This is a genomic window from Deltaproteobacteria bacterium, assembly GCA_016709225.1.
Lineage (GTDB): Bacteria > Myxococcota_A > Polyangia > Nannocystales > Nannocystaceae > Xiheibacterium > Xiheibacterium phototrophicum.
The window spans coordinates 1,661,880-1,680,451 of the sequence record JADJEE010000001.1; the positions used below are offsets into that span (position 1 = coordinate 1,661,880).

Consider the following 18,572-nt stretch of genomic DNA (forward strand, 5'->3'; position numbering starts at 1 on the left):
ACTCACGTCTGCGTGCCTCCGACGGTCAGGCTGTCGAGCTTCACGGTCGGCATGCCGACGCCGACGGGCACGCTCTGGCCGTCCTTGCCGCAGGTCCACATGCCGTCGGAGAGCTGGAAGTCGTGTCCGATCATGCTCACGGTGGTCAGGGCCTCGGGGCCGTTGCCGATGAGGTTCACCCCCTTGAGCGGGGCGGTGAGCCTGCCGTCCTCGATGAGGTAGCCCTCGGTCAGGCTGAACACGAAGTCGCCGTTCGAGATGTTGACCTGGCCGCCCGAGAACTTGCTGGCGAAGATGCCCCGCTGCACCGATCGCACGATGTCCTCCGGGTCGTCGGTGCCGGCGCGCATGAGCGTGTTGGTCATGCGCGGCATCGGGACATCGCGGAAGCTCTCGCGACGACCGCTGCCGGCATGATCGAGCGCGAAGAAGCGGGCGCTGATGCGGTCCTGCATGTAGCCGCGCAGGATGCCGTCCTCGATCAGCATGATCGACTCGCCGGTCTGACCTTCGTCGTCGACGTTGATGCTGCCGCGACTGCCGGGCAGCGTCGGATCGTCGACCACGGTGACCCCCGGGGCCGCGACACGCTCGCCGATGCGGTCGGTGTAGTTCGAGGTCCGCTTGCGGTTGAAGTCGGCCTCGAGCCCGTGGCCGACGGCCTCGTGCAGCAGGATGCCGGAGTCGCCCGCGGCCAACACCACCGGCATCGCGCCGGCCGGCGCCGGGCGGCTGTCGAGGTTGACGAGTGCGACGCGGGCAGCCTCGCGGCCGTGGTCCTCGGGACTCACGCGATCGAAGTAGGCCAGGCCCAGCCGCCCACCACCGCCGGAGCTGCCGCTCTCGGTGCGGGTGCCCTTGCGCGCGATGACGGCGGTGCCGAAGCGCACCATCGGCTGCTGGTCGTAGGCCATGCCGCCGGCGCTGTCGACCACCAGGATCTCCTTGTGGACCGACACGATCGAGGCATCGACGCGGACCACCGAAGCGCTCGCCGCACGGGCGGCCGCGTCGGCGCGGCGCAGCAACGCGACCTTGTCGGCACCGGCGACGTCGACGACCTCGTGGTGCACGGGATAGCGGTCGGGCAGCCCCCGCAGCGCGACCTTCTGCGCACGCCGGCGACCCCCGCCCTGGGCGATGCGACTGGCGGTCTGCGCCGCACGCAGCATCTCCTCGGGCTGCAGCGACTCGGCGAACGCGTAGCCGACCGCCTCGCCCTGCACCACGCGCACGCCGACGCCCATGTCGATGCCGCCGGACACGTTGCGCACGTGGCCGTCCTCCATCGAGATGCCGCTCGAGCGGCGGTACTCGAAGAAGAGGTCCGCGAAATCTCCGCCCTGGGAGAGCGCGGTCGCGATCAGCTTCGAGAGCAGCGCCGCGTCGACGAGCCCGCGCCCAGGCGCGAATGGGGCCTCGATCGGCGGTGCGACCGGGGCCTGCGACGCGGAGCCGCCCCGCCGGCGAGAAGCTGGCTGGCTGGGGCCGCGCCGCGCTGCCATCACGCCTTCTTGGACTTGCCGGCGTAGCGACGGCGGAAGCGGTCGATGCGGCCCTCGGTGTCGAGCTCGCGCGCGTGGCCGGTCCAGAACGGGTGGCTGAACGCGCTGACGTCGAGGCGGATGACCGGCAGCGTGTCGCCGGCCACCTCACGGCTGTCGCCGGTGCCCTTCATCGTCGAGAACGAGACCCACTCGTCGCCCGTCGACGAGTCGACGAACAACACCGTGTGATAATCGGGATGGACGCCCTTCTTCATGACGACTGTCCTCACCAGCTCGACTTGGTGACGCCGGGGAGGTCGCCACGCAGGGCCAGGTCGCGCAGCGCGACGCGGCATAGACCGAACTTGCGGTAGACCGCCTTGCTGCGGCCGGTCAGCATGCAGCGCCGGGTCTTGCGGGTCACACAGGAGTTGCGCGGCAGCTTGTTCAGCTGCGCGCTGATCGCCTGCTTCTCCTCGGGCGGCACGTCGAAGTCCTTCAGCTTGCGACGGAGCTCCTCGCGTCGAGCAGCGTACTTTTCGATCAGTGCATCGCGCTTTTCGTCGCGCAGGACTTGGGACAGCTTCGCCATGGCTCTTCGTGGGCGCGCCGGTAAAGCCTCGGCGCGGGCCGGGACCCTAGCCTCAGCGCGGGCGCGATGCAAGCCGCTTTCGGCCGCCCTTGCGCGAAGACGTGGACGTGCCCGCACGTGTGGATCGGGCCCCGTTTGCGGCGGAACTGCGCCGGCCGGGGGCCGCCGGGGCACGGCCGCGGGTCGATGGGGCCGCGTCGCCGCGGGCACGATCCCGGGCCGGCGACGTCGCCTGGCCGTCGCCGTCGGTGGGTCGCGGCGCGCCCTGGGCCATCGCTTCGGCCGCCGGCCCGGCGACGCTCGCACGACGGCGGGCCGGCACCGCCTGGCCCTGCGCCAGCAGTCGCGGACGGCGACGCGGCGCGTCGTCGAGTGCGTCGGCGAGGGCCTTGAGCACCGCGGTGGCCTTGGCGCGTCGGGTCAGGCCCGCGAGCTTGCGCAGCGCACCGACTTCGTCCTCCCGCAGCACCCGCCACTGCCCCTCGCGCAGGCCGTCGGCGGTGATGCCTGCGAACGCGACGCGGATCAGCTTGAGCACGCTATGTCCGATGGCTTCGCCCATCCGGCGGATCTGCCGGTTGAGGCCCTGGGCGATCGTCATCTGCACCCACGTGTTGGTGGTGGTGGCCTTGACGAGCTCGACCTCGAGCGATGGCCGCGTGCGCGTGCCGTCCTCGAGCTGCACGCCGGCGTGGAGGTGGGCGAGCGCGTTCTCGTCGAGCCGGCCCTGGAACTTCACGTGGTAGGTCTTCGGCACGCCGCTGGTGGGGTGCGTGAGCGCGGCCGCGAGCGTGCCGTCGTTGGTCAGCAGCAGCACGCCGCGGGTGTGGTAGTCGAGCCGCCCGACCGGCACCACGCGCGTGCCGAGCCCGCCCAGCAGACTCACCACGGTCGCGCGGCCCCGCGGGTCGGTCTTGGTCTCCGCCGAGCTCACGGTCTCGTCGGGCTTGTTCATCACCACGACGATCTTCTGCTGCGCCGCGATGCGTTGACCGTCGACCTCGACCGACGCCAGCTCGGGGTCGACCCGCGTGCCGAGCGTGGTGACGACGCGGCCATCGACGCGCACGCGCCCGGCCGCGATCAGCTCCTCGGCGGCACGGCGCGAGGCGATGCCGGCCTGGGCGAGCAACTTCTGCAGCCGCTCGGCCCCGGCGCCGACCGGCCCCGCCGCGGCCGCGACGGCGGATTTGCCTTCGTTCGGCCTGCGGACGCCGGGCTTGCTGCCGCCGGGCTTGCTGCCGCCGGGCTTGCTGCCGCCGGGCTTGCTGCCGCCGGGCTTGCTGCCGCCGGGCTTGCTGCCGCCGGGCTTGCTGCCCGACTTGCCGCCGCCCGACTTGCCACCACCGTGCTTGCCGCCGACGGACTCGGCACTCGGCCGCCGCACGTCGCCGCTGGGGCGCCGGACCTTGGCAGGGGCACGACCGCCGGGTCTGCGCGTCGACTCGCTCATGGCGTCTCCTCGTCGTCGTCCGCAGCGTCGCCGTCCGCAGCGTCGTCGTCCGCAGCGTCGCCGTCCGCAGCGTCGTCGTCCGCAGCGTCGTCGTCCGCAGCGTCGCCGTCCGCGGCGACGTCGTCCGCGGCGACGTCGTCCGTAGCGTCGCCGTCCGCGTCGTCGTCGTCCGCGTCGTCGTCGTCGTCGTCGTCCGCAGCGTCGTCGGTGTCGTCGTCGTCCGCAGCGTCGCCGTCCGCGTCGTCGTCGTCCGCAGCGTCCTCGTCGTCGCCCGCAGCGTCCGCGTCGTCATCGGCGCGGAGGTCCGCCTCGTCGTTCGCCGCCAGCTCGCCCTCGGTCGCACCGTCGTCGGGGAACGGCAGTGGCCCGAGTCCGCGGTCGTCGTCGTGCGCGGCTCGTCCGGCGGCGTCGCCCTCGTCCCAGTGCAGCACCTCCTGCCCCATCGCCTCGCGCTCGTCGAACAGCGCCGCCTCGCCGAGTTGCTCGCGCACGACCGCGCGGCTCTCCTCGGTGAGCTCGCGGAACTCGTGCAGATCCGGCATGTCCCGCAGGCTGCGGAGGTTGAAGAACTCGAGGAACTTGAGGGTCGTGCCGTACAGGTGCGGCCGGCCCGGCTCCTCCTTGCGGCCCACGATGCGCGCGAGGTCGTGGTCGAGCAGCACCTTGAGCACCGCCGCGCAGTCGACTCCGCGGATGTGATCGAGCTCGGGCTTGGTGATCGGCTGGCGATACGCGACGACCGCGAGGGTCTCGAGCTGCGAGCGCGACAGCCGGGCGGGCCGCTCCGCCAGCAGCGCCTGCACCCAGCGCCCGTTCTCGGGGTGCGTGCGTAGCCGGAAGCCGCCGGCGACCTGGGCCAGCACGATGCCGCGCCCCTCGAGATCGCGACCGAGCTGCTTGAGCGCCAGCTGCACCTGACGCAGCGTGGCCTCCTTGAGGATCTGTCGGATCTCCCGCACGCCCAGCGGCTTGTTGGCGGCGAAGAGCAGGCTCTCGATGATCCATACCAGGCGCGGCGCCGCCTCGCCCTCGACGCTCGAGAGATCGTCGTCGACGGCGATCGGCAGGCTGTCGGATAGCTGCACGCCGGGCAGCTGCGCGTCGGCCCGGTCCTTGTCGTCGGCCTCGCCCTTGCGCCCCCGCTTGCGCCGCTTGGGCTCCTCGCCCGGCGCAGCACCGGGCTCGTCGACGACCGCCGGCGAGCCCGCCTCGCCGGTCTCGGCGGTCGGCGCATCGAGGCCCGCGACCAGCTCGTCGAGGCTGGCCTCGACCGTCGCGGCCGGCGTGGGCTGCGAGCGCTTGCGCGAGCGCTTGTGCGTGGTCGGGGCGCTATCCTCCATCGTCGTCGTCGTCCGGTCGGGTCTCGGGCGCTGCCGGCTCGTTCGCCGCGGTGGGCTCGTTCGCCGCGGTGGGCTCGTTCGCCGCGGTGGGCTCGTTCGCCGCGGTGGGCTCGTTCGCCGCCCGCGGGCGAGCGCCGGCTGCGGGGTTCTCCGATTCCGCGGCGTCATGTGCAAGCGGATCGCTGGGGCTCGGAGCAGCGGGGTGCTGGTCCTCGATGCCCGCGGGATCGTCGGCGACCGCCGCGGGCACGTCGCCCGCATCGGTGATGGCCTGCGCGAACGCGCCTGCCGCGGAGGGGTCGCGCGCGGCGACGTCGTCCCGCGATGCGTCGTCGGTGACCGTGTCCGGATCGTCGAAGCGCTCGGGCGGTGGCTCGTCGTCGTCGTCGTCGTCGTCCCCGGCCGTCGCCGACGGGGCCGGCGCGCCGAAGCTGGCGTGCTCGTCGTAGCCCGCGAGCGCGCGCTCGGCCTCCTCGCCGGTCGAGGCGCGCTCGACCACCAGCGTGTCGCTCCCCTCGGGTTGGTGCACCCGCGCGATGCCGAGGCGCACGAGCTCCAGCACGCTCATGAGCGTGACGATGAGCATGGCCCGCAGCTCGTGCTCGCTCTCCCAGGTGCGGTCGAGGAAGATCTGCTCGAACTCGAAGCGGGTGCCGTCGAGCAGTAGCTGGGTCAGCTGGCGCATGCGCGTGGCGACCGAGACGCGCTCGAGCACGACCTCGTGGCTGCGCATGACCCGGGCCCGCTCGAGCACCCGCTGGTAGGCCTCCGCGAGGCGATACAGGGTGATCGGCGCCAACCCCTGATCCATCGGCGGGATGTCGACGGTGCCGCCGCGGTCGAACACGTCGCGGCCCGAGATCGGCATCTGATCGAGCTCGGCCGCCGCCGCTCGATACCGCTGGTACTCGAGCAGGCGCGCGATGAGCTCGGCCCGCGGATCGCTGCCCGCGTCCCCACGCACCCCGCCCTCCTCGAGCGGCTCGGGGTCGCTCGGCACCAGCTCGCGGCTCTTCAGGTACGCCAGCGTGGCGGCCATCACGAGGTACTCGCCGGCGGTCTCGAGATCGAGCGCCTGCATCACGTCGAGGTACTCGAGGTACTTCTCGCAGACGAACGAGATCGGGATGTCGAGAATGTCGAGCTCGTGCCGCCGAACCAAGTGCAGCAGGAGATCGAGCGGGCCCTCGAACTGCGGCAGCTCGACGGCACAGCGACCATCGTCGCGCTCACCGTCGCGCAGGGTCGACGCGCGCTCGGGCGGAGCATCGCTCGCGCGGGCCTCGGGGCCCTCGCTGTCCGGCGTCGATTCCACGGCGGGCGAGAGTACAACGTCGGTGCGGGCCGTCGACGACCTTAGAGACCCGCGCCCGCTGCGTGAACCCACGCCCACGCGCCGAGCTGCACGATCGGGCCGAGGACGTACGAGAGCACCCGTGGCGCGCCCAGCACGAGCGCCAGCAGGATGAACCCGCCGTACCGCGTGAGGAAGTCATCGACGTGCTGGTAGCGCGCACCGAGCAGCCAGCCCAACACCTTGCCGCCATCGAGCGGGTGGATCGGCAGCAGGTTGAACGCGAACAGCACCAAGTTGAGCTGGAAGAACAACCACAGCGGCTGCTCGGGATCGTACATCCATGCTGGTCCGCCACCCGCCAGGCCCGCCACCCACACGACCACCAGCACCGCCGCGGCCATCAAGAGGTTCGACAGCGGCCCCGCGAACGCCACCAGGGCCATGCCGCCGCGCATGGTGACCTTGCGCGTGAACAGTCGCGGCTGCGTCATCACCGGACGGCCCCAGCCGAACAGCATGCCCGGGCTGAACAACCCCAGGGTCACCGGCAGCACCAGCGTGCCGATCGGATCGGCGTGCGCCACGGGGTTGAGTGTGAGCCGGCCCTGGCCCTCGGGCGTGGGGTCGCCGAGCTTGTGGGCCGCGAGCGCGTGGGAGAACTCGTGCACCGTGATCGCGAGGATCAGGCACACCACGTAGAGCATCGTCCGCCGCAGGTCACCGGCTCCGACGGCAAGCAGGACGTGGGAGGCGACCAGGGCGTTGGCGTTGCGCAGCATGATGGTGGGCGATGGCCGGTGGCGCCGCGATGGCAGCGGCGCCCCTGGCCCGACAAGTGTGGGAAGCCCCGCGTCCCGGGGCAAGTCGCGCCGGCCACTGCACGCCAAGGGCTCGGCGGTCGGGCCCGCAAGCGGCCCACCGCAACGGCCCCGCGCACGCGCGCGGGGACCGAGCCGGCGCGGGCGGGACGGTCGGCGGGGACGGCGGGGGGACCACCGCCCACGCGACCACCCGTCGCGACGTCAGCAGTCCTCTTTGTTGCCGGTCGTGTCGCCCTCGCCCATCTCGACCCACTGCTGCAGCATGTCGGCGAGCGACTGCACCTTCGAGATGCAGAGCTTCGGGTTGCCGGTCACCAGCAGCTGGCCGCCGAGCGCCGCGAGGCCGATGAGCCCGTCGATGTTGGTCAGCTCGGGGTTGTAGCTGACCGACAGGTCGGGGCAGTTGCCGGCCATGCAGGTGCTGCCGATCGCGACCGCGTTCGACAGCGCGGTGATCGAGGTGAGCACCGGGTTCTCGTCGATGTTGAGGCCGAGGTGGACCTGCTGCACGGCAGCAACGCCCGAGACCGAGGTCAGCACCGGGTTCTTGGTCACGATGAACGCACCGCCGATGTCGGTGAGCGCGTCGAAGCCGTAGATCTCGGTCAGGTTGGGGTTCTCGGAGATCGAGAGCGAGCCGCCGATGGTCTCGATGTTGGCGAGACCGGCCACGTCGGTGGCGGTGGTGCCGAAGACCTGCAGGTTGCCGCCGATCGAGGTCACGCACGCCATGAAGTCGAGCGTGTCGATGACGTCCTCGGAGATCTTCACATCGCCGCTGACGGTGTTGTAGCCGTCGAGCAACGTCATGTCCTCGGTGCGGAAGATGTAGACGTCACCTTCCCAGGCCATGGTGCCGGGGGCCATGCACTCGACCACGCGCTGCTCGCCCGTGGTCGCGGTGTCTTGGGTGTCGGTGGTGTCGGTGCCGTCGGTTGCGCCACCCGTCGAGCCGGAGCTGTCCGCGCTCGACATGGTGTCCGACATCGACGCGCTCGCCGTCGTCGGGTCGGTATCGGTGTCGCTCGCGACGGAGGTCGTGCCGTCGTCGGACACGACACAGGCAGTCATCGTCAGCGTCGCGAGGGCGACGAGCGCGCCGCGGGTGCGGCCGGGGATCGAGAACGATTGCAAAGTCAAAGTGCCCTCCTGCCCAACGTCGTTGGGTTTGCTGGGCGACAAAGTAGTTCGAACCGAAGCGACGGTGCAAGGCCCAGATCAGCCGCCGCGCGCGCCCGGGCTGTCGCAGGCGCCCGACCGACCGCCGTGCGTAGACTCGCGCGCAAGCCGTCGCACGGTCGTGCGCGATGCGTCGTGGCGCCAACCGATGCGGCGCAGCACTCGCCCAGTGGGTGCCCATCGCCGCCCGATCGGCGCCCGTTTCGGCAGTCGATCGGCGCGTCGTGGCCGAGCGAGCGCTCACGTTCAAGCGCGTGGGTGATGGCGGTCGTAGGCCGCGCGCACGTGGGCGTCGCCGACGTGGGTGTAGATCTGCGTCGTCGAGATGTCGGCGTGCCCGAGCAGCGCCTGCACCACCCGCAGATCGGCGCCCCCCTCGAGCAGGTGCGTCGCGAAGCTGTGCCGGAGCTTGTGCGGCGAGATCGGACGCGTGATGCCGGCGGCCAGCGCGTGCTCGCGCAGGCGCTGGAACCAACCCTGGCGGCTCAGGCGACCGCCGCGGGCATTGAGGAACACGGCCTGCCGCGTGGCCGCCGAGGCGCGTGCCGGCAGCAGCTCCGGACGACCGCTGGCGATGTACTCCTGCAGCGCGATCGAGGCCCACCGCGAGATCGGCACCAGGCGGTGCTTGTCACCCTTGCCGAGCACGACCGCATGGCCCTGATCGAGGTGCGGCCGATCGAGCCCGAGTGCCAGCGTCTCGCTCACGCGGCAGCCGCTGCCGTACATGAACTCGAGCAACGCGACGTCGCGCAGGCCCAGCGCCCGCTCGACGCGACCGCGGCGATCGTCGCGGCCGCGCAGCGCCACCACGCCCTGGCGCGGCGCGGCCAGCAGCGCCGCGATCTCGTCGTGTCCGAGCAGACCCGGCAAGCGCTTGGCGAAGCGCGGCAGCGGGATGCCGTGGGTGGGGTCGCGCGCGAGCAGCCCCTGCGCCCGCAACCACTTGTAGAGCCCCCGCACGGCGACGAAGCGCCGCGCCTGCGACCGCGCCGACAACCCCGAGCCGCCGAGCTCGCCGAGGTAGGCGATGAGCAGCCCGGCGTCGGCGTCCTGCACGGTGCTGCCGTGGGCCGTGAGATACGCGGTGAGGGTCGCGAGGTCGCGGCCATAGGCCGCGATGCTGTGGCGCGAGAGCCCGCGCTCGACCTCGAGGTGCCGGAGGTACTCGACCTCGGCGCCCTCGTCGGTCACCGGCGGCCCTCGGACAGGCCGAGGACCTCGCGCACCAGCTCGATCACCTGTGGCGCCTGGATGGGCTTGGTGATGTACGCGGTGGCACCCAGCGCCAGCGCCCGCTGGCGGTCTTCTTCGGCGCCCTCAGTCGTGATGATGATGATCGGCACGTCGCGATAGGCCTCGTCCGCACGCAGCCGCTTCACCAGCTTCAGCCCGTCGAGGATGGGCATGTTGATGTCGGTGATGATGATGTCGAACTTGGTCGATGCGATGCGCCGCAGCGCGTCGACGCCGTCGTCGGCCTCGACCACCTCGAGACCGCGCACGCGCGAGAGCGCGAACACGATCATCTTCCGCATCGGCGGGCTGTCCTCGACCACCAGCGCGCTGAGCTTGGCGCCGCCGTCACTGCCTTGTGTCATGTACCCACCAGCCGTTCGAGCGCGGCACGCTGCAGCGGCACCTCGCGCGCGTGCGCACGGATCCAAGCGGTCTCGATGCCCACGCCGGCGTGCTCCGAGACCAGCTCCAACAGCCCGCCGTCGGCATCGACCAGCTCGGGCTTCTGCGGCAGCAGCCGCTCGATGCGAACCAGGCCCACCAGTCGCGTGCCGCTGCACAGTGGCAGCTGCATGAGCAGGCCGGGGGCGTCGCCCCGCGGCGCACCGGGATGCCACGGGCGCCCGAGGTTGGTGACCGCGGCCAGCGGCCCGTCGCCCGGCAGCGCCAGCTCTTCGAGCTCGGCGAGCCCCTCGCCCTCGCGCATCAGCGGGAACAGCGTCTGCCGCTCCTCGTCGACCACGTAGACGGTGAAGCGGCCGACGCCCACGAAGTTCAGCAGGATCTCGGTGAGGGTTCGCAGCACGTCTTCGATGGTCGTCGCGAGGTGGAACTGGCTGCCGGCCACGTACATCGAGGCCAGCCGGTAGTGCTCGCGCTCGAGTTCGTCGAGCCGATCGCGGAAACCACCGCCGCGATCCTGCACGCCCGCGGCCACGCGTCGCAACTCCGCACACTCGGCTTCGAGCACCTCGATCTGTCGCGCGAGTCGCTCGATCGTGACGGCGCTGTCGGTCCCGGGCGCGCCGCCGGCCGCCAGCGTGAGACGCAGGCGATCATTCTCCTCGATGAGCTCGCGGACCAGCTGCTCACCCTTGGCGAAGAACTCGCGCAAGAAGGCCTGCGTCTGCGCCTCGAGCGTGTGCCCGGAGCCGTCGTGCGTCATCGCGGAGTGCGAGCGTATCACGGCCGCGCCCAGACCCGCAGCTTTCTACCGACGCGGCGACCGCCGCCAAGATGTTCAGTCACGGGGAGCGGGTCGTCGTGCCGACGCCCGTCAGCGCGGCGGCGAACTCGAGCACCGCGCGGGCGAGGCCATCGATCGACGCGACCTGCTGCACCACGCCGGCGTCGACCGCCGAGCGCGGCATCCCCGACATCACCGCGAGGCTCGGATCCTCGGCCAACACCCGCGCCCCCGCGGCCCTGGCGGCCGCCGCCCCGTCGGTGCCGTCGCTGCCCATGCCGGTCATCACGACCGCGCACATGCGCGGCCCGAACAGCGTGGCCGCCGATCGGAACAGCCGATCGGCGCTGGGTGTGATGACCCCCGCGCCCGCGGCCGCTGGACTCACGCGCGCCAGCGGGCCGTGGGCCCCCAGCGCGAGCTCGAGGTGGGCACCGCCGGGCGCGATGTAGACGGTGCCCGACACCAGCGCCATGCCGTCCTCGGCCTCGACGACCTGCGGCGGCACCAGCCGATCGAGGCGTTCGGCGAACGCACGGGTGAAGCGCGGCGGCATGTGCTGCGCGATCACGATGGCGACCGGTAGCTCGCGCGGCAGCTGCGACAACAGCTGCTGCAGCGCCGGCGGGCCGCCGGTCGAGGCCGCGATCGCGATGACGCCCTGTGGCGCGCCCGACAGCCGCGCCGAGCCCACCGATGTGACCGGGCGAGGGACACCCGCGGGTGGCCGCTGCAGCGCCCGCGCGCGCTCGCTGAGCCGCACGCTCTGCAGACGACGCACCATCGTCACCTTGCCGAGCAGCTCCTGCTCGATGCTGCGCAGCTCGGGCGAGACGTCGCCGCCGGGCTTGGGCACGAAGTCCAACGCACCCAGCTCGAGCGCACGGAACACGTGCTCGCGGGCGGCGTGGCTCGAGATGACGATCACGGGCGTGGGCCGGCGATGCATCAGCAGCCGCAGGAACGCGAAGCCGTCCATCTCGGGCATCTCGAGATCGAGGGTGATGACGTCGGGCTGCACGTCGAACACCAAGCGCAGCGCCTCCTTGCCGTTGGTCGCGCGACCGACCACATCCACGCCCGGCAGGCTCTCGAGCATGGTCGCGATGGTCTGCCGGTTGTAGGCCGAGTCGTCCACCACCAGCACGCGCAGGCGTTGCATACCGGACACGGTCATGGCGGATTCATGGGGCGAGCGGCTTGCGGTACACCAGGTCGTTGCGCAGGTGCACGAGATCGAAGCGGGTGCTGAGGTTGAGCAGACTCTCGGAGTGTCCGAGCAGCAGGTAGCCGCCCGGGTTCAGGGTATCGTAGAACGCCTCGACGATGCGAACGCGCGCGGGCGTCGCCAGGTACATCAGCACGTTGCGGCAGAAGATCACGTCGCAGCTGCCGAGCACGTGATAACGGTCGGTCGCGAGCAGGTTCAGCTGGCCGAACGAACACATCGCGCGCAGATCCTCGCGCACGTCGAAGCTGCCCTCGTTGTCGCGGAAGTACGCGCGCTGGTAGATCGCCGGGGTGGTGCGGAAGCTGGACGGGCCATAGCTGCCGCGGCGGGCCCGCGCGACGACCTTGCGGCTGATGTCGGAGCCCACCACGCGTAGCGACCACCCGCGCAGTCGCTCGCATTCGCGCAGCAGGATCGCGATCGTGTAGACCTCTTCGCCCGTCGAGCAGCCCGCGCTCCACACCGAGATCCGGCGCGACGGGGCCTGCCGCGCGATGATCTCCGGCAAGAGTTCGTTGACGAAACCATCGAGCTGGTACTGCTCGCGGAAGAGATAGGTCTCGTGGGTGGTGAGTCGCTCGACCGCGTCTTCGAGCTCGCGCGGCCCACCGGGGTCGTAGCGCAGGTAGTGGTAGTAGTCGTAGAACGTCGACAGCCCCAGCGCCGCCAGCCGCGGGCCCAGCCGCCGTTGCAGCAGGAACGTCGAGCTGATGCCGTGCAGCAGGCCGCAGTACTCCTCCACGACCTCCTGCAGCAGCCGCGCCTCCTCGTTCGAGATCGGCACGCCGCCGTAGTCCGGCCGTGGCGAGGGCGGTGGCTTGAACGTCACCCGCGGCGCTCCCACGCGCGCGGGCCGTCGACCTCTGCGATCGCCTCGGTCAACGCCTGACGCACCAGCGGATCGACCTCGTCGGCGAGCGCGCGCTGCATCGCCGCGAGCGCGGTGGGATCGCGTCGCTTGCCGAGCGCCTGCGCGGCCGACCAGCGCACATCCCAGCGGGCGTGGGCGCACAGCCCGATGAGCGCCGCGGTCGCACGATGCGGCCCGAAGGCGGACAGCGCCCGCGCGGCCGCCTTCACGACCTCGTGATCGGCCGAGAGGCTGAGGCTCATCAGCATCGTCAGATCTTGATCGCGGCCCGAGCGGCCCAGGCCGGCGATCGCATGGACGACCACCGCGGGCGCGGCGTCCTCGACCACGATGGCGCGCAGCCGCGGCAGCGCGACCGGGTTGTCGAGCGCGACCAGGGCCTGCACCGCGGCCGCGCGCACCTGCGGCGATCGATCGTGGGTCGCCGACAACAGCGCATGGGGGGCCTGCGGCGGCGCGAGCAAGGCGAGCGCGCGACAGGCCGCCGCGCGTACCAAGGGCTCCTCGTCGGCGAGCGCGAACGCCAGCGCGTCGGCGCCTTCGTGATCGCCGGGCAGGTGGCCCAACGCGATCGCGGCCGCACAACGCACCGAAGCGTCGGCGGAGCCCAGCAGCCCCACCAGCTCGGGCGCCCAGCGGGCCGATCCGAGCGAGCCGACCACGCGACACAGGTTGCGGGCGAGCGAGCCCTCGGCCGGCCACGGAGAGCCCACGATGAGCGCGAGGTCGTCGGCCGCCGTGGTCGAGCGCCCGAGCACCGCCGCGGTCGCGTCCGCGGCCGCCTCGCCGAGCCGGCCATCGTGTGCCATCGCGCGGTACAGCGGTGCCAGCGAGCGGCGATCGCCGAGCTGCGCGAGCGACTCGGCGGCCGCGACCGCGGCGTCTTCACCGTCGTCGCGCAGGCCTGCGGTCAGGCACTCGAGCAGCAGCGGATCGACGCGCCCCAGCGGCAGTGCGCCGATGAGTCGGTAGAGGTGCTCGCGCTGCGACGGCACGATGCGCTCGGCCGCCGCGCGCAGCACCGCGTTGGCCGACGCGCCGAACGCTGCGACCATCGCGACCCCGCGATCCTGCGCGACCGGATCGTCCATCACCTCGAGCAGCGTCGTGATGCTGTCGACGTCGCCGGCCAGTGCACACAGCCGGATCGCCGCCTGCCGCACCGCGGCGTCGCGATGCTCGAGCAGCGGGCGCAGTCGCGTCTTGACCTCGAGCGGTGCGCGCGCGAGCGCGGCCCCGACCTCGTAGGTCTGTCCACCGGCATCGAGCGCCTCGTCGAGGCGCGCGAGCGCCAGCGCAGCGGCGGCCCGCACCGCGGCCATGCCGTCGGCCAGCAGCCCGACCAGCGGCCCCACGGCCTCGGGGGTCTTGGCGGCCCCGAGCACGCCGGCGGCCGACTTGCGACACACCGCCGATGTCAGCAGCGGCAGCACCACCGCCGGCTCGACCACCGCGTCGGCCTCGCGCAGGGCGTCGAGCGCCGCGACCCGCAGCGCGTCGCTGGGATCGGCGAGCAACTCGACGAGCGCCGCGACGCCGAGTGGATCGGCGACCCGCCCCAGCCCTGCGGCGGCGGCGGCCCGCACGTTGGGGCCGTGGCGCAGCGCGTCGAGGTAGCCGACCAGGCGCGTGACGTCGTCGGCGTCCGCGACCTCGCCGAGCAGCTCGACCAACGCGCGCTCCCCCGGGTGGCGATCGAGGCGGGCGCGCAGCGCCGGACGTAGCGCGTGCGGGTGGGCCAGCAACACCTCACGGGCCCCTGCCCGCGGCTCGACGTCGGGCCCGAGGAACAGATCGAGCAGGCTCTCGATGGTGCGTAGCAGCAGCGCGGTTTCGCTGTTGGCGAGCGCCTGCACGAGCGCGTCGGCGGCCTGCTTGCGATCGCGCCAGGTCGGCCCGCCGAGCGCCGCCAGGGCAGCGTGCACCTCGGCGGTCGTGCCGGTGTCGCTCACGCGCGCCTCCGCCGTCCGAGCGCGGCCATGAGCTCGACGAACGCGTGGGCGATTGCGTCGTCGACCGCCGTGGGCGCGGCGGTGCGGGCCCCCGTGCGGGCGTCGAACAGCTGCGAGAACAGCTCGCGTGCGCCCGCGAGGTCACCCGCGACCGCAGCCTCGGCGGCCTCGAAGTCGACGGCGCCGACGATGCGGTCGCCGTTGTAGAGCACCATGTCGGCGACGATCAGGCGCGCGAGGTCGGCGGCGCGCGCCTGCTCGCTCAGCCGACGGTCGCCCTCGATCCGCAGCGCCTCACCGGCGTCGAGGTGCGGGTCGCCGGCGGGGCTCGGCAGGCCCAGCACGCGGCGCAGCTTGCCGGGCAGCGCGTCGCCGATGTGGTGCAGCTCGACGTAGTCGTCGGCGCCGTACAGACTGGTCGGCCGTCGCTTGTAGCTGGTGGAGCGATAGACCGAGGCCACCAGCACGATCGCCGCGGCCCCGCGGCCGCCGCTCGCCAGCGCCCGCGCGCGCGCGCAGGCCTCCCACGGCGCCAGCCCGGACAGCGCGACGTCGAGCACCAGCGCGTCGAAGCGCGCGCTCGCCAGCTGCGCCTCGAGATCGGCGGCGGAGGCCACCGCGACGGCGTCGAAGCCCTCGAGCTCGAGCACGCGCGCGATCACCTGGCGCACCGCGCCGCGCTCGTGTGCCACCAACACCCGCGGCGTGCTCATGTGGCACCGCCACGGGCACCGCCGTCACCGATCGCGGGATCGAGCAGCGCGTCGAGGTTGACCACGAACACCATCTCGTCGCCGCGCCGGCAGACCCCCGAGAAGAACTCCGCCGGGGTCCCGCCGTCGGTGCTGCGCAGTAGCGAGGGCGCCGGCCGCACCGCGTCGGCCGAGACGCCGAGCTCACCGATGATGCGATCGACCCGCAGCCCCACGATGCGACCGCGCACGCTCACGATGATGAGCTTGTTGAGCCGCGCGAGCTCGGGATCGATGGCGACGCCGAAGCGACGCCGAAGGTCCACGACCGGGATCACGACGCCGCGCAGCTGGATCACGCCCTCGACCAGCGCGGGCGCGTGCGGCACCGGCCGCACGTGGTGGGGCCGGGCGTCGATGACCTCTTTGATGCGCATGATGTCGATCGCGTAGGCGTCGCGGCCGACACGGAAGCCGGCCAGCTTGAGGTGGGCGGCGGCCTCCTCGCTCTCGAGCTCGATGCGCGCCGCACGGCGCCGCGGCGGCGTGCTCATGGGCGCCTCGTGCCGGCCTCGAAGCGCACGAAGTCGCCGGGCGCCAGCAACACCGCGAGGTCGAGCAGGATGAGGATCTCGCCGCCGTGTCGCGCCAGCGCGGCGATGAACCCGGCGCGCGTGCCCGGCAGCGCGCCCGGTGGCGGCTCGAAGGCTTCGGGGGGAATCGACACCACGTCGCGGACTTCATCGACCACGATACCGTGCAGCTCGTCGCCGTGGCGCACGATCAGCACGCGGGTCGACGCCGTGGCGGCGCGCGCGGGCAGCCGCAGGCGCCGGGCGAGGTCGATGACCGGCAACACGTTGCCGCGGATGTTGCCGACCCCGATCACGAACTCGGCGGTGCGCGGCACCGGGGTCGTCACGAACGGCTTGGTGATCTCGGCCAGCTCGCTGATCGACAGCCCGTACAGCTCGTCACCGCAGCGGAACGCGATGCAGCGGCGCAGGTCCTGCCGGACCTCGCGGGAGTAGCCGTGCTCGTAGTCCTCCTCGGACGCGAGCGACTCGCCGCTGCGCGCCAGCGACTGCCACAGATCCTCGCTCTCACGCGCCATGACTGGCCTCCGCCACGATCGAGGCGTCGCGACCGACCGCCTCTTCGACCAGCGCCGCCACGTCGATGAGCAGCACCGTCCGTCCACCGCCGAGTTCGGTCGCGCCGGCGATGCCGGGCACCTGCCGCAACGCGGCGCCCAGCGACTTGATGACGACGTCGTGCTGCCCCAGCAGGTCGTCGACCACCAGGCCGATGCGGTGCTGCGCGAGCCCGACCACGATGACGTAGTTGCGCGGCAGCGTCGCGCGGGCCGTGGGCGCCAGGCCGAACATGCGCGCGAGGTGGGCCAGCGGCAGGGTCTTGCCGTGCAGCGTGATGACCTCGGCACCCTCGACCGTGCGGATCTCCGAGGGCGACACCATCAACGACTCGATCACGGAGTTGAGCGGGATGCAGAAGGTCTGGCCGGCGGTCTGCACCACCAGCGCCTGGATGATCGCCAGCGTCACCGGCAGCGTGATCGAGAACGTGGTGCCCCGTCCGACCCCGGTGGTCACGTCGATGAGGCCCGACAGCCGCGAGATGTTCGTCTTGACCACGTCCATGCCGACGCCGCGGCCCGACAGCGCGCCGGCCTCGCGACGGGTGGTGAAGCCGGGCATGAACACCAGCTCGATGACCTGCTGCGGCGTCATGTCGCGCAGCGCGTCCTCGGCCAGCAGGCCCCGCCGCAGCGCGCTCTCGCGGATCTGTCGCAGGTCCATGCCGCGACCGTCGTCCTCGACCTCGATGACGACCCGCGAGCCGCGCTGGAACGCACGCAGGTCGATGCGACCGACCGGCGGCTTGCCGGCCGCGAGCCGCTCGCTGCGGGTCTCGATGCCGTGGTCGATGCAGTTGCGGATCATGTGCATCAGCGGATCGCTGAGTTCCTCGACGATGAGCTTGTCGAGCTCGGTCTCCTCGCCGGTGATGTTGAGCCGGATGTCCTTGCCAGCGTCGCGGCCGAGCTTGCGGACCACACGGGCCAGCTTGTCGAACACCTGGCCCAGCGGCACCATGCGCACGTCGAGGATGGCCTGCTGCAGCAGCGCGATCTGTCGCGACATGGTGCGCAGCTCGCCCGACAGCGAGCGCGCGATGTCGGTGGCGTTGCCGCGGCGACGCAGCGCCTCGGCGCTGCCGCCGAGGGTCGCGTGCACGATGCTGAGCTCACCGATGAGGTTCATCAGGTGATCGAGCCGCGCGAGGTCGACCCGCACGGTGCGGCTGAGGCTGCGCAGCGAGACCTCGGGCCCGGCGTGGTCGAGCTCGTCGGCGTGCTCGACGGTGACCTCCTCCACGACCATGCCGCCGGCCGGCGCGGGCGCGGGGCGATGGCCGGACTCGGCGCTCTCGCGGACCAGCGGGTGCACCGAGACCCCGTCGCCGGCGAGCGCCTCGTTGACCTGGGCCAGCTCGGCATTGCTGCCGAGCAGGATGTCGAGGTCGATGCGGTCCTCGCCGCTGGCGTCGGCGCTCGGCAGGTAGGTGATGACCTCGCCGAATTCCTTGAGCCGTGCCTTCAGGCCCTCGATGCCGACATCGATCGCCAGCAGGTCGAACGACGCGTGCACGCGGAACAGGCTGCGACCGAGCCGCACGTTCTCGCGCAGGCGGTGCTCCTCGTACTCGGTGAGCACGCCGAGGATCGACTCGTCGATGCCGGGCAGCTCGGTGGCGGCGCGCTCGGGCTCGGCGTGGCCGAGCAGCGCCGCGATGCGCCCGAGCAACGGCTCGATCTCGAGGCCGGGTTCGCCGTGCTCGAACGCGGCCAGCAGGCTCGCGAAGGTCTCGACCGCCTCGAACAACACGTCGAGCGTCGCGGGCGTCAGCGGCACGCGCCCCAGGCGGAGCCCGTCGAGCGCGTTCTCCAGGCTGTGGCTGAGCGTCGCGATCGGCCCGGCCGCGAACAGGCCGGCCAGGCCCTTGAGGCTGTGGATGGCCCGGAACGCGGCGTTGAGCGCCTCGGGGTCCTCGTCGCCCGCGCGCTGGGCTGCCTCGAGCTCGAGCAGGCGTCGCGAGAACTCCTCGACGACCTCCTGGGCCTCGGGCACGAACTCGGTGTTGGATCGCGTGGTGCTCATCGGGCGCGGGGGCGGGCGGCCATCTCGGGCAACTGGCGCGCGGTCGGCCC

The 18,572-nt window shown here is 72.3% G+C and carries 18 protein-coding genes; all 18 read right to left on the reverse strand.

Annotated features, from left to right (window positions below):
• Positions 1-2 precede the first annotated feature (2 nt).
• The 18 genes from tldD to IPH07_06915 all read right to left on the reverse strand — a co-directional run bounded on the left by tldD (position 3) and on the right by IPH07_06915 (position 18,522).
• Positions 3-1,505 (reverse strand): metalloprotease TldD, encoded by a 1,503-nt coding sequence (gene tldD / locus IPH07_06830; GenBank protein ID MBK6917096.1) that lies wholly within the window; start codon positions 1,503-1,505, stop codon positions 3-5.
• Entirely contained in the window at positions 1,505-1,762 is a 258-nt protein-coding gene (locus IPH07_06835; protein MBK6917097.1) for a type B 50S ribosomal protein L31, read from the reverse strand. The genes tldD and IPH07_06835 overlap by 1 nt, the downstream gene beginning before the upstream one ends.
• Positions 1,763-1,773: 11 nt before the next feature.
• On the reverse strand, positions 1,774-2,079 hold the full coding sequence (gene rpsN, locus IPH07_06840; GenBank protein MBK6917098.1) for a 30S ribosomal protein S14: 306 nt from the start codon (positions 2,077-2,079) through the stop codon (positions 1,774-1,776).
• 52 nt (positions 2,080-2,131) lie between these two features.
• A complete protein-coding gene (locus IPH07_06845) occupies positions 2,132-3,220 on the reverse strand; it encodes a pseudouridine synthase (protein ID MBK6917099.1) in 1,089 nt (362 codons plus the stop codon).
• A 308-nt stretch (positions 3,221-3,528) separates the two neighbouring features.
• Positions 3,529-4,872 carry an SMC-Scp complex subunit ScpB gene (scpB, locus tag IPH07_06850; protein MBK6917100.1) on the reverse strand — a complete coding sequence of 448 codons (1,344 nt, stop codon included), beginning with the start codon at positions 4,870-4,872 and terminating at the stop codon, positions 3,529-3,531.
• Complete coding sequence (locus IPH07_06855; GenBank protein ID MBK6917101.1) at positions 4,862-6,187, reverse strand: segregation/condensation protein A; 1,326 nt, start codon at positions 6,185-6,187, stop codon at positions 4,862-4,864. The genes scpB and IPH07_06855 overlap by 11 nt, the downstream gene beginning before the upstream one ends.
• A 41-nt stretch (positions 6,188-6,228) precedes the next feature.
• Positions 6,229-6,948 (reverse strand): site-2 protease family protein, encoded by a 720-nt coding sequence (locus IPH07_06860; protein MBK6917102.1) that lies wholly within the window; start codon positions 6,946-6,948, stop codon positions 6,229-6,231.
• Between the two features lie 243 nt (positions 6,949-7,191).
• Positions 7,192-8,061, reverse strand: a complete 870-nt coding sequence (locus IPH07_06865; protein ID MBK6917103.1) for a hypothetical protein — start codon at positions 8,059-8,061, stop codon at positions 7,192-7,194.
• Between the two features lie 354 nt (positions 8,062-8,415).
• Entirely contained in the window at positions 8,416-9,363 is a 948-nt protein-coding gene (locus IPH07_06870) for a tyrosine recombinase (GenBank protein MBK6917104.1), read from the reverse strand.
• Positions 9,360-9,770: a response regulator gene (locus IPH07_06875; GenBank protein ID MBK6917105.1), complete on the reverse strand. Its 411-nt coding sequence runs from the start codon at positions 9,768-9,770 to the stop codon at positions 9,360-9,362. Before IPH07_06875 ends, IPH07_06870 begins: the two co-directional genes overlap by 4 nt.
• Positions 9,767-10,573 (reverse strand): GAF domain-containing protein, encoded by an 807-nt coding sequence (locus IPH07_06880; GenBank protein MBK6917106.1) that lies wholly within the window; start codon positions 10,571-10,573, stop codon positions 9,767-9,769. Before IPH07_06880 ends, IPH07_06875 begins: the two co-directional genes overlap by 4 nt.
• Before the next feature lie 79 nt (positions 10,574-10,652).
• On the reverse strand, positions 10,653-11,771 hold the full coding sequence (gene cheB / locus IPH07_06885) for a chemotaxis-specific protein-glutamate methyltransferase CheB (GenBank protein MBK6917107.1): 1,119 nt from the start codon (positions 11,769-11,771) through the stop codon (positions 10,653-10,655).
• Between the two features lie 7 nt (positions 11,772-11,778).
• Positions 11,779-12,603, reverse strand: coding sequence for a protein-glutamate O-methyltransferase CheR (locus IPH07_06890; GenBank protein MBK6917108.1), 825 nt, complete (start codon positions 12,601-12,603; stop codon positions 11,779-11,781).
• Positions 12,604-12,650: 47 nt separating this feature from the next.
• The gene (locus IPH07_06895) at positions 12,651-14,648 is read right to left on the reverse strand and encodes a HEAT repeat domain-containing protein (GenBank protein MBK6917109.1); all 1,998 of its coding nucleotides are present in this window, start codon (positions 14,646-14,648) and stop codon (positions 12,651-12,653) included.
• Positions 14,645-15,361: a hypothetical protein gene (locus IPH07_06900; GenBank protein MBK6917110.1), complete on the reverse strand. Its 717-nt coding sequence runs from the start codon at positions 15,359-15,361 to the stop codon at positions 14,645-14,647. The genes IPH07_06895 and IPH07_06900 overlap by 4 nt, the downstream gene beginning before the upstream one ends.
• On the reverse strand, positions 15,358-15,894 hold the full coding sequence (locus tag IPH07_06905; protein MBK6917111.1) for a chemotaxis protein CheW: 537 nt from the start codon (positions 15,892-15,894) through the stop codon (positions 15,358-15,360). The genes IPH07_06900 and IPH07_06905 overlap by 4 nt, the downstream gene beginning before the upstream one ends.
• The gene (locus IPH07_06910) at positions 15,891-16,454 is read right to left on the reverse strand and encodes a purine-binding chemotaxis protein CheW (protein ID MBK6917112.1); all 564 of its coding nucleotides are present in this window, start codon (positions 16,452-16,454) and stop codon (positions 15,891-15,893) included. Before IPH07_06910 ends, IPH07_06905 begins: the two co-directional genes overlap by 4 nt.
• Positions 16,444-18,522, reverse strand: coding sequence for a chemotaxis protein CheA (locus tag IPH07_06915; protein ID MBK6917113.1), 2,079 nt, complete (start codon positions 18,520-18,522; stop codon positions 16,444-16,446). Before IPH07_06915 ends, IPH07_06910 begins: the two co-directional genes overlap by 11 nt.
• Between the last annotated feature and the right edge of the window lie 50 nt (positions 18,523-18,572).